Origin of the sequence: Kitasatospora sp. NPDC097605 (assembly GCF_040302725.1) — a bacterium.
In the GTDB taxonomy this organism is placed as follows: domain Bacteria; phylum Actinomycetota; class Actinomycetes; order Streptomycetales; family Streptomycetaceae; genus Kitasatospora.
In genome coordinates, this window is sequence record NZ_JBEOSF010000018.1 from 123,462 (window position 1) to 138,305 (window position 14,844).

Sequence of the window (14,844 nt, forward strand, 5' to 3'; positions counted from 1 at the left end):
TTGGCAGTTGAACTCCGCGCCCCGCTGTTCGTCCAGCAGGGCCGCTACGACGCGCTGGATCTGCGCACGATGATCGGCGGAACCCGGGGCGCCCACGTCGGCGTCGCCGGGCCCACCGCCCTCCTGGTCGAGAAGGTCGACAACCCCACCCCCCGCGTCTCGGTGGCGGCCGGGTCCGTGTGGCTGCCGGACGACGTCGCCGTGTCCCACAAGGGGGCCGTCCACTTCGCCAACCTGGACGCCTCCATTCAGCTCCAGTGCTCCACCCCGAAGGCGGGCGAAGCCGCGCGTCAGGACCTCGTCGTCGCGTTCGCCGACCCCGACACCGCCCCGGCCGGGCCCCTGCTGATGGACATCCGCACCACCGCGGACCAGTACATGCAGTCCGTCTCCTACGCCACCGACGGCACCCCGTACGCCGCTGCGGCGGCCACCGGCACGCAGGTCACCAAGGAGGGCGCGCGCGGCTGGTCCATCGCCGTGCTCGCCGAGTCCACCCCGGGCGCGCGGGACTGGCCGGTGCCCTCCAACTGCATCCGCCTGGCCGTCGTCTCCATCGCCCAGACCGGCATCACCGGCATTGAGGACCAGCGGTTCGTCGTCGCCGGGCAGCTCGACACCACCCCGCTGCGCCACCTGCGCACCGCCGGGGCCCAGGGCATTGCCACGGCCGCCGCCGGGGCTCCGGCCGGCAGCCTGGTCTACGACTCGGTCACCACCGCGCTGCACAAGGTCACCGGACCGAACACCACCGCCCCGGTCCTGCCGGGCGCGGTGCGCCTGGACGCCTCCTACCAGGCAGGCGACGGCGCGTGGGGCAACGAGGGCTGGCACCAGTTCACCGCCCCGGCCGCCCCGTACCCGCGCCTGGTGACCGTCAGCTTCGAAGCGTCCTACAAGGGCGAGTTCGGCGAAGGCTGGATCACCCCGCTCGTCACCGGCCACGGGGAGCGCCGCCGGGCCGGACGCCCGCAGTACATCCGCGCCGGGGACTCCCGTGACGTGCGCGGCCACGGCACCATCAAGGTCCCGGCCGGCACCCCGCTCAACGTCTCCACCAGCGTCTCCCCGGACAACACCCAGAACAACAACATCCGCTTCGTCGCCGCGTGGACCTCCTACGCCGAGGCCGTCACCACCGTGGCGGCCTGATGAGCGAGGACAACGGCTACCGCGTGATCCTCTCGGAGTTCAAGGGGGGTCGGCTGCTGGCCGAGCTGCCCGTCTCCGGCCTGTCCTACCGCTCGATCCTCAACGCCCCCGGGGCTGCGTCGTTCACCGTGCCGCTGGCCGCCGAACCCCTCGCCGGGCTCGACTGGTCGCTGATCTCCCCGTGGCGGATCATCGCCCACGTCCAGCGCGGCAGCCGCGTCCTGTGGGGCGGCCCGCTGCTGACCTGGTCGGTGGACCTGGCCGCCGAGGAGATGACACTCGACTGCACGGGCCTGTGGGAGTACTACCGCCGCAACATGATCAACCTCGGGTACTCCACCGGCACCGTGCCGCGCGAGCAGACCACCATCGCCCGCGAGCTGATCCAGCAGTTCGCCGACACCCCCTCCCCGGTCGCCCCCGGCCAGCCCGGCTACTGGGGCAGCAACGGGCCCGGCGCGCTCACCTTCGACCCCGACCTGGTGTCCGTGGCGCGCGAGCGCACGTACCCCTGGTACGAGTGGAAGTCGGTGGGTGAGGCGGTCGAACAGCTCGGCGCGGTGATCAAGGGCTTCGACTTCCGCATTGACCACGACTGGGACGTGGACGCCCGCGTGATCCGCAACCGCTTCCGCTTCCTGTACCCGGCCGGAGGCCAGGACACCGGCATCGTGCTGGAGCACGGGACGAACTGCACCGTCACCTCCGTCACTTCCGACGGCGACCGGATGTGCACCGAGACCGGCGTCAACGGCGCGGGCGAAGGCTGGTCGCAGCTCAAATCCTGGTGGTACAACGGCCAGTTGGAGACCGAGGACGGCCGACGCATCCCGCGCCTGGCCGCCGTCGAGACCAACAACAGCGTGGTGCGGGTCGACACCCTCACCGCGCAGGCCGAGCGCATGACCGCCGTCGGCGCGTTCCCCGTGGTCGTCCCCGAGGTCACCCTGCACCCGGGCGGCGAGTACTCCGCCGCCGAGCTGCGCGTCGGCCACAAGATCCGCGTGCGTGCCCGCACCGCGAACTGGCCCGGCATCGACGCCCAGTACGTCATCCAGGAGATCGCCACCAAGGTCACCAGCAGCGGCGAGGAGACCACCCTCTCCCTGGTGCCCATCTCGATCTTCGAGCGCGTGGACGACTGGGTGAAGGGAGAGCTGGTGATGGCCGCGTGACCGTCTACGGGCGCCCCACCCTCGCCGACGAGTTCCAGACCATCGGCACCCGGCTGTCCGCGATGGAGCGCACCGCGTCCGCCCTGGGCGCGGTGCTGCCGATGACCCCCTACCGCCAGGGCCTGGACGTCGCCACCACGTGGCGGGCCGCCGCCACCATTCCGACGGCCGGCATCGCCCACCCCGTCATCCGCCTGGACTGCCGCGTCGCCGCCCGCACCGGAGCGAACGTGTGGCTGCGCCTGTTCGACGTCGACAAGGCCCGCGCGGTCACCGCGGAGTGGAAGTACACCGGGGGCGCGCTCAACAACGGCTGGGTCAGGTTGGACTGGGTGCTGCCCCGAGGCGGAGGCCAGCCCGGCGAATGGCAGCGACTCCTGCTCCAGACCAAGACCGACGTCGAGGGCGGCGGCACCGTCGACCCCGGCGTGGCCCTCGCCCTCCCGTTCAACCAAGCCCCCGGCGCGACCGAGGCCGGCACCTGGACCCCCGTGCCGATCCCGCCCGGCTACGCCTGACCCACAGCTGCACCCCGCGCAGCGGCCCCGCCCGAACTCACGGGCGGGGCTTCCTCGTTGAAAGGACCGCCCATCTCCCGCGAAGCAGTGATCACCGAGGCCCAGACGTGGGCCGACCAGAACTACCGAGGCGGCCGGAGCCCGAGCGGCAAGTACTACGACACCGTGTTCGGGAAGTGGTACGCCCCGGGCTTCAACCACGAACCCTTCTGCGACATGTTCGCCTCCTGGTGCGCCGACAAGGGCGGCGAAGCCGCGGCCGTCGGCCGCTTCGCCTACTGCCCCTCGCACGTCCAGTTCTTCCGGAACAAGGGCCAGTGGCACGGCCGCGACGCACAGTTCCGACGCGGCGACATCATCTTCTTCACCTGGGACGGCGGCCCCACCGCCGACCATGTCGGCATCGTCCTGGAGGACTCCGCCCCCGGCCAGAGCGTGAAGACCGTCGAGGGCAACACCGCACTCGGCAACGGCGCGGGCCAGGGCTCCGGCGGCTACGTCGCCCGCAAGGTGCGCCCCCGCTCCGTCGTGCTCGGCGTCGGCCGCCCTGCCTACACCTCCGGCGGCACCAGCACCCCGACCGGCCAGGCCGTCACCATCGACGGCAAGGCGTACGGCCCCGGTGCCCGGGGTGAGCACGTCACCGTGATGGGCCGCGCCCTCGTCCGGGCGGGCTGCTCCCGCTACGCCGAGGGCCCCGGCCCGGTGTGGGGCAGCGCGGACACCGAGTCGTTCCGCGCCTGGCAGCTCAAGCTCGGCGACACCGCCGACGCCGACGGCATCCCCGGCCCGAAGCAGCTCGCCCGCCTGCTCGCCGAGTTCGGCGAGGCCCCCGCGCCCCGGCCGCCGGCCACCCGGACGTTCACCGTGCGCCGGGGCATGACCCTGGGCGGCATCGCCGTGGCGCTGGGCACCACGGTTGCCGGGCTGCTCTCCCTGAACCCCCAGATCGACAACCCGGACCGGATCACCGAGGGCCAGCAGATCACCGTCCCCGCCGCGTCGCCGACGGCCGCACCGGCAACCGCCGCACCGGAGCCGAGCGCGAGCCCGGCCCCCGTCGAGCCCGCGCCCGCCGAGACCCCGGAGCCCGTCCCGAGCCCGGACCCGCTGCCCACCCCGGCCCCGGGCGCGGCCACCCACACGGTCGCGGCGGGCGACACCCTGTCCGCCATCGCCGCCCGCTACGGCGTCGGCCTGGACTCCGTGGTCAACGCGAACCCGCAGATCACCGACCCGGACCGCATCGAGGTCGGGCAGGTCGTCAGCCTGCCGACCGCCCCGGCCGGAGCCGCCGCGCCGCCGGTCCACACCGTCGTGCCCGGCGACACCCTGTGGGACATCGCCGCCAGCCGCCGCGTCACCCTTGAGGCCCTGGTCGCCGCCAACGCCGCCACCGTGGCGAACCCCGACCTGATCTTCCCTGGCCAGGACATCCTGATCCCCGACGGCTCCGCACCCGCCCCCCGCCCGGCTCCGAAGGCCGCCACCCCGAAGGCCCCTGAGCTGACGGTCACTCAGGAAAACTCGAGCGAGCAGGCCGCCCCGGCCCCGGCCCCGGCGGTCGAGAAGGACGCGCCGGCCGCCCCGAGCACCGGCTACTCCAACGACCTGCCCGGCTGGATCGAAGAGGCCCGGGACATCCTGCGCGCGAACGGCGACCTCGTCCCGTCTGCCGCCGCGATCGAGCACCGCGCGATGGTCGAGTCCAGCGGCAACCCCCTCGCCGAGAACCACTGGGACAGCAACGAGGCGTTGTACGGCGGGACTTACGGCCTGCTCCAGACCATCCGGCCGACCTTCGACGCCTACTCGCTGCCCGGCCACCGCGACATCCTCAACCCCGTCGACTCAATCATCGCCGGGGTCCGCTACGCGAACGCGCAGTACGGCGCGTTCGAGTCGATCGCCTGGAACGAAGGAGGCTACTGATGCCCGACACGAACGAGCCGCTGGGCGTCGTGATCGGCCCGAGGGAGATCTACGACCAACTGGTGGGCGTGCGGGAGGACGTCCGCTCGCTGGCCCAGAGCAGTGACGCCGTGGACCAGACGCTGAAGGACCACGAAGACCGCGTCCGCCAACTGGAGGTCTGGCGCTACGGCGTCGTGGCCTCCGGCCTCGCGGGCGGCATTGCCCTGGCCGACCTCGTCATACGCCTGAAGGGCTGAGCACCATGGAAGACCTGAAGACCTGGCTCACCGCCAACCCGGTGAAGACCCGCGCGGCCGTCGTCGCGCTGCTGACCGTGCTCGGCACCGTCGTGCCGAAGCTCGCCGGGATCGAGACCAACGAGGCCGTGGTGGGTCTGCTGCTGACCGCCGCCACGATGGCCGCCGGCCACTCCGCGGGTAGGCGTGTCGTCACCCACGCGACCGACGAAGCCCGCACCGAAGCCGCCCGCGCGGAAGCGCTCGCCGAGTGCTGCGCGTGCCCGCACCAGGCCCCCGTCGAGGTCGGCGAGGACGGCATGAAGATCAAGCGGTGACCCCGGGGCCCCGGCTCGTCCTCGGACGGGTCGGGGCCCTTTCCTCGTTCCCGGGACAGGCGTGGTGGAATGGACACCGGGTGCCGTTGGTTGCACAACGGTCCCGTCGAGTCGAGAGGAACCCATGCCCCGGAAGAAGCCGACCCCTGCCTGGCAGGAGGTCCCTGGCGCTCAGGAGCTGATGGACAAGGCCCTACCGCTGGCCGCCGCAGCGAAGGAAACGCGCGACTGTGGCCCGGTCGCAGAGGTCGTGCTCCAGACGACGCTGCTGTTCACCACTCCGAAGGGGCTGCCCGACCTGCGCCGCAGCGGGGGGCTGGCACGGACGTGGATGGCGGACCTGCTGGACGCCCTCGGGTTCGCGCCTCCCCGGCTTGCCCCCATGGACGAGCGGAAGAAGGTAGCGAAAGAGCGGGAGAGTCTGGCTCAGGCGATCCGCGAAGCTCTCTCTCCGGTCCGCGTCGCCTTCATCCGCCAGCTCGATGACCGCCCCGAGGAGCGGGAACGCCTCTTCCCGGGCTTCTCCTCCTCCGACGAGATCTTCGAGCACTACAAGATCATTCCGCAGGCTCAGCGAGAGATCCGGATCGCACGCTACAACCACCGCACGTCCCTCCAGCGGCTCGGCACACTCCTGGCCGACGACGCGCCGACCATCGCGCCGGCCGACGCTCCGGACGTGGTCCATGCGCTTCACCGGCTTGCCACCGCGCTGGCGCCCGCCCTGCTGGACGGCGCGGACGCGAAGGAGAAAGCCCAGCTCCGCCGGGAACTCGCCGAGACCCGGGCCGCGCTGCTCGCGCTGGAGGAGTCCCTGAGCTGACCCGCTCCCCAGGCCCCGCCTTCCCCACCTCGGGGAAGGCGGGGCCTTTTCGCGTTCCGGCCGGGTGTTAACCGGGCTGGCTCAACGTAGACGGAGAAGACCACCGTACGAAGGAGCCGGGATGAAGAACGTTGCCTTGATCGGCCGGGCGAGATCCGGCAAGGACACGGCGGCCTCGGTGCTGGCCGAGTACGGGTTCGCCCGGCTCGCGCTGGCCGACCCGCTGAAGCAGATGGCGTACGACATCGACCCGGTGGTGGGCACCGAGCTGCTGGGCGTGAACGCCCCGGCCCCGGTGCACCTGGCCGAGGCGGTGGACCGCTACGGCTGGGAGGAGGTCAAGGACAGGTTCCCCGCCGCCCGCCGGTTCCTTCAGCGGCTCGGCACCGAGGGCGTCCGCCGCCACGTCGACCTGGACTTCTGGATCACTAGCTGTCTGCGCGCCGCCGCCACGATCGGCCGACCGGTCGTGGTGACGGACGTGCGCTTCGACAACGAGGTGCAGGCCCTTAGCGCGGCCGGGTTCACGGTCTGGTTCATCGACCGGGGAGCCCCGAACGGCGGCCACCCGAGCGAACAGCTCGGCCCCGAGCACGCCGACCACGTGGTCCCGAACACCGGCTCGCTCTCCGACTTCCACGCCCGAATCCGCGAAGCCCTGGAGGCCCCCGCATGACCCTGCGCGACCGCTTCGACGCGATCGACCGCACCGCCGCCGCGATCGAGAACGTGCTCTTCGTCTACACGCCCGTCCCGGACCTGCTGGCCGAGGACGAGCGGGAGGCTGACGAGCAGGCCGCGAACGCCCGCGTCGAGGCGGAGGTGCCCGGCTACTCGGACACCCTGCCCTCGCTGCTCACTGCTGCCTGACCCCGCACTCCGCGGTGGCCCGTCCCGAACCCGGGGGCGGGCCTTTTGCATGCCCCGAAACAGAGAAGAGAGCCCATGTCCGAAGGCGTCCGCACGATCCACCAGAAGGGCTCCCGCTACTACGTCCACCCCGTCAGCGGCGACCTCGCCCCGTCGGTGACCAGCATTTTGTCGATGGAGGCCAAGCCCTTCCTTCAGGACTGGTCGGCCGGCATGGCGGCCGAGGCCGCCGTCACCGACCTGGAGGTGGTCCAGCGCATCGCCGCCCGCGACCGCCAGGCCGCCGTGGACTTCCTGAAGTACGCGGCGAAGAGGTACACCAAGGTCCGCGCCGACGTCGGCAGCTTGGTCCACGACTTCTTCGAGCTGCGGCTGCGCGGTGAGGAGGTGCCGTACCCGCACCACGACGTCGAGCCGTACGTGCCGCACATCGAGGCGTGGCTCGACCGCTACCAGCCCGATCTGCTGCACGCGGAAGACGTCGCCTGGTCGCGGGAGCACGAGTACGCGGGCAGCTTCGACTTCCTCGTCCGCATCAACGGCAAGACCATCCTGGGCGACCTCAAGACCAGCAAGAGCGTGTACACCTCGGTCGCCGCGCAGCTCGCGGCCTACTCCCACGCGGACGACCTGATCACCGTGGACCGCAAGATCCAGCCGTTCCCGACGGTGGACGCCGGGGCGGTGCTGCACATCACCCCGCACAAGGCGGAGTTCCGCCCGGTGAAGATCGACCGCGAGGTGTTCGAGCGCTTCCTGACCCTGCGCCGCCGCTTCACCGACGACCGGGCCTCGGACGCCGGGATCATCGGCCGCGTCGCCTGGTCCAACGAGACCGGCCGCCAGACCGGCACCGCCCGCCGCGCCTCCTGACCTGGGCTTGTTAACCACCCCGACCTGAACAACACGGGGCCGACCGACCGGCGGCCACCGACCCGAAAGAACGGACCGCTCTTGAGCGACGCACTCGACAACATCTTCAACTCCGACCCGGAGCTGGCCGAGCGCGCGGAGCGCGCCGAAGCCAACGCCCGTCCGGACGTCGCCGGGACCTTCCGGGCCTACGAACCCGACCCGGCCGGTGGCTTCCCCCGGGCCCTGCACAAGTGGCGGGTCACCAGCGCGGTGCCGGCCATCGCGGACGCGGTGGCGGAGCTGCTGGGCGGCACGCCGCACGAGCTGGACACCGAGGCCGAGGACGCCATCGCGGTGGACACCGACACCGACCGCGTCGAGGTCGTCATCGACGGCCCCGAGGCGATCCAGTTCGACATGAAGCACTGGGTGAACGGCAAGCTGGCTCACCACTGCGACACCCGGGCCTTCCTGTCGCCGCCGGAGGACGTGGGCGTGCCGTGCCGCTGCCCGCGCACCATCGCCGAGCTGCGGGCGCGGGCGAAGGACGAGCGGGGGCCGAAGCCGGACATCCGCATCGGCTTCCGGCTGGCGCACGACCCGAGCCTGGGCGTCTTCCGCTACAAGACGTCGGGCTGGACGCTGATCAGCGAGCTGCCCGCGCTGAAGAACGCGCTGGCCAAGGTCGGCGGCCCGGCCCTGGTCAACCTGATCAACGAACGGGTGCAGTACGAGAGCAAGGGCCGCGAGGTGGACTACCAGAAGCTCACCGCCAAGGTGATCAAGTCCTACGAGGCCGCGATCACCGACACCCCGGCTTCGGCCGTCGAGGAGGAGCCGCCGTTCTAACCGGCGCTCCACCCCAGCACCACCAGCGGGACCGGCTTCTTCGGAGGCCGGTCCCGCTCCCGTTTCCCTGGAGAGAGAACCCCGTGCACACCCCGACCGCCGCCGAGCCGATCCCGGCCCGCCTCGTCAACCCGCTGGCCGCCACCGACCGCGCGCAGGAGACCATGCGCTCGGCGTTCCGCGAACCGCCCCGACCGCCGTCGGCCGGCACCCGCAACAGCCAGGCCAAATTGACCGAACGCAAGGTCTACGCCATCCGCCGCGCGGCCGACCTGGGCGCCAGCCTGTCCGCGCTCGCGGGGGCCTTCAACATCTCGGAGCGGGCCTGCCGACACATCGCCCGCCGGACCTCCTGGGCCCACCTGCCGGAGAGGGGCTGAGCGGTGGTCGACTACTCCACCCCGCTGTGGCTCGTCCCTCCCGAGCAGCGGCGGGCCTTCCTGCACGCCCGAGCACGGGCGCTCGCCGCCGACGGCGTATCCCCGCGCCGCCTGCTGCGGGCCTCGGACGCCGCCCACGTCGCGGACTTCCGCGAGGCCCGGCCCCCGGAGGAGACGTGACCTACCTGGTTGGGGCGGGGGCCGCCCCGCCGCTCGGCGACCTTCGGGCCGCCGGGCCCGGGGACCTGGTCCTCTTCCTCCACGACGCCCGCCAGCGCCCGGACTTCGCCCGCTGCTGGGAGGCCGCGGGGGTCGCGGTGTTCCGGGGCGCGGCGCTGACGGTGGTGATGGCCTAGTGGCCAACCGCTCGAAAGCCAAGGGGACGGCGTGGGAGTCCGCGGTGGCCGACTACCTGAACGAACAGCTCGGCCTCTACCGGGAGTCGTGGAAGGACGGCGACCGCTCGGTGCGCTGGAAGGACCCCATGGACCCAGACAACATTCGTCGTCAGGTCCAGGAGGGCGTGGCCGACATCGGCGACCTCGGGGTGCGCCCGTTCGCCGGGGAGTGCAAGGCCGAGAAGTCGTACGACCTCGCCTCGTACGTGCGTCAGGCCGAGGCCGAGGCGAAGAACGCCGGGATGCCGTTCGGGGTCGCGTACGTGAAGCGCCCCCGCGCCAGGACCGAGGACGGGTACGCCGTCACGTCCATCCGCACACACGCCGCGATCGTCCGCGCTCTGCGGGAGGCCGGTTACTAACAGAAGAGGAGAGGTGAGGGCCGTGCGCATGTCGGCGATCCTGGACCGCCTGGAGGAGTGGCGGGACTACCAGCCCGGTGAATGGGTCGCCCGCTGCCCGGCCCACGACGACGGCAAGCCGTCGCTGTGGCTCAACCTGAAGACCAACGGCATGGTGGGCCTGGCCTGCCGCGCCGGGTGCGCCTTCGAGGACATCGTCGCCGGGATGGACCTGACACCCCGGCACCTGTTCAACGTGGACGCCGAGGGCATGGTCGCGGTCGCCGAGGCCCGGCCGGAACCGGTCTCACCGTTCCTGACGGCGGGCCTGCGGGTGTGGCTGGACTCCCTGCCGGCCGGTGACGATGCCGCCCCGGCCGTCGGCTACGCGCAGAAACGTTTCGGCTTGCCGGTCGCCGAGCAGGACCGGCTGGGCCTGCGCTGGTGGCCGGGCCCGCAGCCGTGCCCCGAGTGGGTGCCCGGCCCGTTCGTCCGGTATCCCCGCCTCGTCGTGCCGATGGCCGACTGGGCGGGAGTGGCCAGGGGCGCCCAGGGCCGGGACCTCTCGGGGCGCTGCCCGGTGCGGTGGATCTCGCTCGCCAACCCGACCGGGTTCGAGTGGCAGCGGTTCGGGGTGTTCCCCGGCCCCGACCCGGCCGCGCCGTGGATCGTCGCCGAGGGCCTGTCGGACCCGCTGGCGATCGTCGCCGACGGCTACAACGCCGTGGGCGTGCGCGGGGCCGCGCTGCTCAACAAGGACCCGGCCCCCCTGGACGCCCTGGCCGCCGGCCTGGAGGACAAGGACGTCCGGGTCTGCGGCGACAACGACCGCGCCGGGCAAGCCTTCGCCCGCACCATCCTCACCGCCCTCCACCAACGGGAGGTGCCCGCCCGCCAGTTGACGCTTCCTGGGGGCTTCAAGGACTACGCAGTATGGAGAGAGACCCGATGACGGCCTACGCCATCGACAGCCTGACCACCCCCTACCAGCCGGACCGGCCGTCGCTGACGCTGCCGCCGGCCGAAGCGGTGGCCGCCTACCGCGAGGCGGCGTCCCGGTACGGGGCGAGCGACATCGTCAACGCCCACGCGCTGGTGCAGTTCATGAAGGGCGGCATCAAGTACGCCGAGGGTGTCGGCTTCCACGTCTGGAGCGGGACGCACTGGGTTCGTGACGAGGTGCTGGTGCGCCAGGCCGCCCACGACCTCGGGGCGGCGATGGTGGAGACGCTGGCGCGGGAGAAGGCGATCATCCGCGAGGCCCTGGCGCTGAAGTTGGCCGGGGACGCGCTGGAGGCGGAGTACGAGAAGCAGGTCGCGGCCCTGCCCCTGGCCAAGGCGTCGAAGGGGTTCACGATGGCCCGGCGCATTGACGACCTGATCCGCGAGCTGGCCTCGGTGCGCGGGGTGAACTGCTCGGTGGACGACTTCGACCACCAGCCGCACCTGCTTAGCTTCGCCAACGGGACCGTGGACCTGCGGACCGGTGTCCGTCGGCCGCACGACCCTGCGGACATGCTGACCAAGTCGCTGCCGTGGAACTACAACCCGCTGGCCAAGGCCAAGCGGTGGCGGCGCTTCCTGAAGGAGGTGTTCCCCAACGAGCCCGCGATGGTCGACTACATCCGGCGGCTGTGCGGGTACGGCATCACCGGCAGCACCGCGGAGCAGGCATTCGCGGTGCTGATCGGCACCGGGGCGAACGGCAAGTCGGTGTTCTTGGACAGCTTGAGCCACGTCTTCGGCGACCTGTCCGAGACCACCCGCTTCGAGACCTTCGAAGACCGGGGCAGCTCGATCCCCGCTGACCTGGCCGCGCTGCGCGGGGCCCGGATGGTGATGGCCTCCGAAGGCGAGGCCGGCAAGCCCATGAGCGAGTCGGTTCTGAAGCGGGCCACCGGTTCGGACCGGTTGACCGCGCGGTTCATGCGGGAAAACTTCTTCACTTACCAGCCCACTTTCCTGCTGTGGCTGGCCTCCAACCACACCCCGGCGTTCCGCTCGCAGGACGAGGGCCTGTGGAGGCGGGTCAAGCTGATCAAGTTCGACCGGTACTTCAAGCCGGAGGAGCGGGACCACGGCATTTTCGCCGAGCTGCGCGAGGAGGCCGAGGGCATCGCCGCGTGGGCGGTGGCCGGCGCGGTCGAGTGGTACGCGGGCGGCCTCCAGGAGCCGGACTGCATCAAGACCGCGACCACCGCGTTCAAGGAGAACTCGGACGCGCTGGCGGAGTTTCTGACGGACGTCCTGATGAAGGTCGACAGCGAAAAGAGCCACGTCCCCTCGCAGGAGGCGTATACCGCGTACCGCGACTGGTGCGAGGCCCAGGGCGAGAAGGCGTGGACCCGCCGCGGATTCATCAGCGCGCTGGACGAGCGCGGCATCCGCCAGCACCGCATGACGAAGGGCCGGGTGCTGCTCGGTGTGCGCTTCGCCCACCAGCCGGTGCCTGCCGGGCCGGGAGTCTTCGACACCACCACCGACTAGGAAGAGAGCACATGCGGGTACACCCGTACCGGCTGGCCGGAGAGCCAGTCGAGATCAAGGTCGCCGAGAACGGTGACGACCTGCGGGAGTTCCGCACCTGGTGGACCGCCCACGCGAACGCGGGCACCCTGCTGGGCTTCGACACCGAGACCACCGGCCTGGCGTGGACGGACCGAATACGCCTGGCGCAGTTCGCCGACACCCACACCGCGTACGTCATCCCCGTCGAACTCGGCGGCCCCTTCCGGGCGGCTGCGGTCGAGGCGCTGGCGACGCTGCCGAACCTGGTGGCGCACAACCTCGCCTTCGACGCGCTGAAGGTCGACAACGAGCTGGGCATCCCGCTCGAAGACCTCTACCCCCGGGCGCAGGACTCCCGGGTGGCCGCCCACCTGCTCGACAGCCGCCACGACTATGAGGGCGGCGTCGGCCTGTCGCTCAAACCGCTGTCCGCGTGGTACGTCGACCCCAGCGCACCCGACACCCAGAACGACCTGACGAAGGTTTTCAACGGGCTCGGGCTGACCAAGGAGAACGGCTGGGCACGGATCAGCCTCTCGCACGACGTCTACGAGCTGTACGCCGGTCTCGACGCCTTGCTCGTCGCCCGGCTGCTGCCCAAGTTGCTGGACCGGTTCAAGGCCGAGGGCCTGCGCTCAGCACTGCTGCCGTACGAACACCGCCTCGCGCTGGTCTGCGCGAAGCTCCAGCGGAAGGGCATGCTGATCGACCCCGAGTACACCGAGGGGCTGATCGGACGGCTCGACCGGGAGAAGGAACGGTTCTCCGCCGTGGCCCAGCGCTTCGGCGTCTCCTCGGTGAACAGCCCCGACCAGGTGGCCGGCGCGCTGCTCGGGATGGGCGAACGCCTCACGGAGAAGACCGACAGCGGCGCGCTTTCGGTCGCCAAGTCCGTACTGCTGCCGATGGCCGACCTTGACCAGGACTGGCAGCGGCTCGGCATGCGCGAGCCCAACGTGTTGGCGGACGCCGTGCTGCGGGCGAAAAGGGCGGGGAAGTGGTCGACCAGCTACGCCGAGGCGATGCTGAACAACCGCGACCCCTTCGACCGCATCCACCCAAAGATCAACCCGCTGGGCGCCCAGACCGGCCGAGCCTCGCACTCCGACCCCGCAATGGCCCAGCTCCCCTCACACGGGTGGGAGGTGCGCCGCTGCGTGGTCGCCGAGCAGGGGAACGTGTACTTCAGCGTCGACCAGCAGGCCGTCGAGCTTCGGGTGCTGGCCGCCCTCTCGGGCGAGTCCAGGATGACCCGGGCCATCGCCGACGGCCACGACCTCCACGGCTACGCCGCCACGCTGATGTTCGGCGCGGACTACACGAAGGCGCAGAGGACCCTGGCCAAGATTGCCGGGCTCGGGACCGCGTACCAGGGCGGTGCCGCGACGCTGGCCAGGCAGACCGGTCAGGAGGTCGCGGTCATGCGGGACACCCTCCAGCGGTACGGCCGAGCGTTCCCCGGGATCAAGCGGTGGGCGCGGAAGATGCAGCGGATCGCGTTGGCGGAGCGGTGCACAATGACCACGGTCACCGGCCGGCGGCTCCACCTGGACCGGGACAAGCTGTACAAGTCCGTCGCGTACGCCTGCCAGTCCACCGCCCGCGACACGATGGGGCAGGCGCTGATCAAGATGGACGACCAGGGTTTGGTTACTTACCTCACCATGTGGGTGCACGACGAGGTGGTGGGCACCGCCCCGAAGAAGGAGGCCGCGGACGTCGCCCGCGCCTGCGCCGAGGCCATGAAGATGACGCTGCTGGGCGTCCCCTTGGACACGGACGCCGAGGTCTACGGCCCGAGCTGGGCCGACGGCTACGGTCTGCCGGAGGAGTGGGCCTATGCGGCGTGAACCGGAGAGCGAGCACACCCAGTTCTGCGAGGTGTGCGACGACGAGAAGCCACTCGGCCAGTTCGGAAAGCGCAAGCGCGCCCCCAACGGCCGCGCGAACGTCTGCCGGGCCTGTGTGAAGGCGGCCAACAAGCGGGCCAGCCGCGACCCGGCGGTGATCCGCAAGCGCCGCGATGCTCGGTTGCGCCGGGTATACGGGATCACGCTGAGCGACTACGAGCGGATGGGCCGCAGCCAGCGGTGGCGGTGCGCGATTTGCGGCCGGAAGGCCGTGGCCGGAGACCGTCTGGTGGTCGACCACGACCACGACTTGCCTCGCGGACGGTCCGTCAGAAGGCTGCTGTGCAGAGGCGAGAACTCCGCACTGGGCCACTTCGGGGACTCCTCCGCCAGGCTCGACCTCGGCGCTTCGTACCTGCGCCAGCACGGTAAGTGAGACAGGACTCACATTGTATAGGCAGTACATCCAAATTCCCAGGTGAGGAGCTTGATCGCGATTTAGGCTCCCCTTCACTCATTCATCACTGGTTGAGCACAAATTGCATCCATGCCTATGCTCGCCCCGCCATGCCGCGCCAGAGAGGACGCGGCCGATCACTGGGAGTTACGTTGCGGCGGGGAGGAGGCTTTTGTTCAA

At 71.1% G+C, this 14,844-nt stretch carries 19 protein-coding genes; all 19 read left to right on the forward strand.

Features of this window, described 5'->3' with window-relative positions; all coding sequences use genetic code 11:
* Positions 1-1,152: a hypothetical protein gene (locus tag ABTX81_RS21585; protein WP_350548094.1), complete on the forward strand. Its 1,152-nt coding sequence runs from the start codon at positions 1-3 to the stop codon at positions 1,150-1,152.
* Entirely contained in the window at positions 1,152-2,327 is a 1,176-nt protein-coding gene (locus ABTX81_RS21590; RefSeq protein WP_350548096.1) for a hypothetical protein, read from the forward strand. The genes ABTX81_RS21585 and ABTX81_RS21590 overlap by 1 nt, the downstream gene beginning before the upstream one ends.
* Entirely contained in the window at positions 2,324-2,845 is a 522-nt protein-coding gene (locus tag ABTX81_RS21595) for a hypothetical protein (RefSeq protein ID WP_350548098.1), read from the forward strand. The genes ABTX81_RS21590 and ABTX81_RS21595 overlap by 4 nt, the downstream gene beginning before the upstream one ends.
* A gap of 87 nt (positions 2,846-2,932) precedes the next feature.
* On the forward strand, positions 2,933-4,777 hold the full coding sequence (locus ABTX81_RS21600; RefSeq protein WP_350548100.1) for a LysM peptidoglycan-binding domain-containing protein: 1,845 nt from the start codon (positions 2,933-2,935) through the stop codon (positions 4,775-4,777).
* Complete coding sequence (locus ABTX81_RS21605; RefSeq protein ID WP_350548102.1) at positions 4,777-5,016, forward strand: hypothetical protein; 240 nt, start codon at positions 4,777-4,779, stop codon at positions 5,014-5,016. Before ABTX81_RS21600 ends, ABTX81_RS21605 begins: the two co-directional genes overlap by 1 nt.
* A 5-nt stretch (positions 5,017-5,021) precedes the next feature.
* A complete protein-coding gene (locus tag ABTX81_RS21610) occupies positions 5,022-5,333 on the forward strand; it encodes a hypothetical protein (protein WP_350548104.1) in 312 nt (103 codons plus the stop codon).
* Between the two features lie 124 nt (positions 5,334-5,457).
* Positions 5,458-6,156, forward strand: coding sequence for a hypothetical protein (locus ABTX81_RS21615; protein ID WP_350548106.1), 699 nt, complete (start codon positions 5,458-5,460; stop codon positions 6,154-6,156).
* Positions 6,157-6,277: 121 nt separating this feature from the next.
* Positions 6,278-6,832 (forward strand): deoxynucleotide monophosphate kinase family protein, encoded by a 555-nt coding sequence (locus tag ABTX81_RS21620; RefSeq protein ID WP_350548108.1) that lies wholly within the window; start codon positions 6,278-6,280, stop codon positions 6,830-6,832.
* On the forward strand, positions 6,829-7,026 hold the full coding sequence (locus ABTX81_RS21625; protein WP_350548110.1) for a hypothetical protein: 198 nt from the start codon (positions 6,829-6,831) through the stop codon (positions 7,024-7,026). The genes ABTX81_RS21620 and ABTX81_RS21625 overlap by 4 nt, the downstream gene beginning before the upstream one ends.
* Before the next feature lie 75 nt (positions 7,027-7,101).
* Positions 7,102-7,899 carry a hypothetical protein gene (locus ABTX81_RS21630; RefSeq protein ID WP_350548112.1) on the forward strand — a complete coding sequence of 266 codons (798 nt, stop codon included), beginning with the start codon at positions 7,102-7,104 and terminating at the stop codon, positions 7,897-7,899.
* Positions 7,900-7,980: 81 nt separating this feature from the next.
* Complete coding sequence (locus tag ABTX81_RS21635) at positions 7,981-8,730, forward strand: recombination directionality factor (RefSeq protein ID WP_350548114.1); 750 nt, start codon at positions 7,981-7,983, stop codon at positions 8,728-8,730.
* A gap of 83 nt (positions 8,731-8,813) precedes the next feature.
* On the forward strand, positions 8,814-9,110 hold the full coding sequence (locus ABTX81_RS21640; RefSeq protein WP_350548116.1) for a hypothetical protein: 297 nt from the start codon (positions 8,814-8,816) through the stop codon (positions 9,108-9,110).
* Between the two features lie 3 nt (positions 9,111-9,113).
* A complete protein-coding gene (locus tag ABTX81_RS21645) occupies positions 9,114-9,290 on the forward strand; it encodes a hypothetical protein (protein WP_350548118.1) in 177 nt (58 codons plus the stop codon).
* The gene (locus tag ABTX81_RS21650; protein WP_350548120.1) at positions 9,287-9,466 is read left to right on the forward strand and encodes a hypothetical protein; all 180 of its coding nucleotides are present in this window, start codon (positions 9,287-9,289) and stop codon (positions 9,464-9,466) included. The genes ABTX81_RS21645 and ABTX81_RS21650 overlap by 4 nt, the downstream gene beginning before the upstream one ends.
* Before the next feature lie 44 nt (positions 9,467-9,510).
* Positions 9,511-9,870 (forward strand): hypothetical protein, encoded by a 360-nt coding sequence (locus tag ABTX81_RS21655; protein WP_350548122.1) that lies wholly within the window; start codon positions 9,511-9,513, stop codon positions 9,868-9,870.
* 13 nt (positions 9,871-9,883) lie between these two features.
* Positions 9,884-10,801, forward strand: a complete 918-nt coding sequence (locus tag ABTX81_RS21660) for a toprim domain-containing protein (protein WP_350548124.1) — start codon at positions 9,884-9,886, stop codon at positions 10,799-10,801.
* Positions 10,783-12,336: a DNA primase family protein gene (locus ABTX81_RS21665; RefSeq protein WP_350548126.1), complete on the forward strand. Its 1,554-nt coding sequence runs from the start codon at positions 10,783-10,785 to the stop codon at positions 12,334-12,336. The genes ABTX81_RS21660 and ABTX81_RS21665 overlap by 19 nt, the downstream gene beginning before the upstream one ends.
* Before the next feature lie 11 nt (positions 12,337-12,347).
* Positions 12,348-14,207, forward strand: a complete 1,860-nt coding sequence (locus ABTX81_RS21670; protein ID WP_350548128.1) for a DNA polymerase — start codon at positions 12,348-12,350, stop codon at positions 14,205-14,207.
* Positions 14,197-14,643 (forward strand): endonuclease domain-containing protein, encoded by a 447-nt coding sequence (locus ABTX81_RS21675; protein ID WP_350548130.1) that lies wholly within the window; start codon positions 14,197-14,199, stop codon positions 14,641-14,643. Before ABTX81_RS21670 ends, ABTX81_RS21675 begins: the two co-directional genes overlap by 11 nt.
* Positions 14,644-14,844 lie beyond the last annotated feature (201 nt).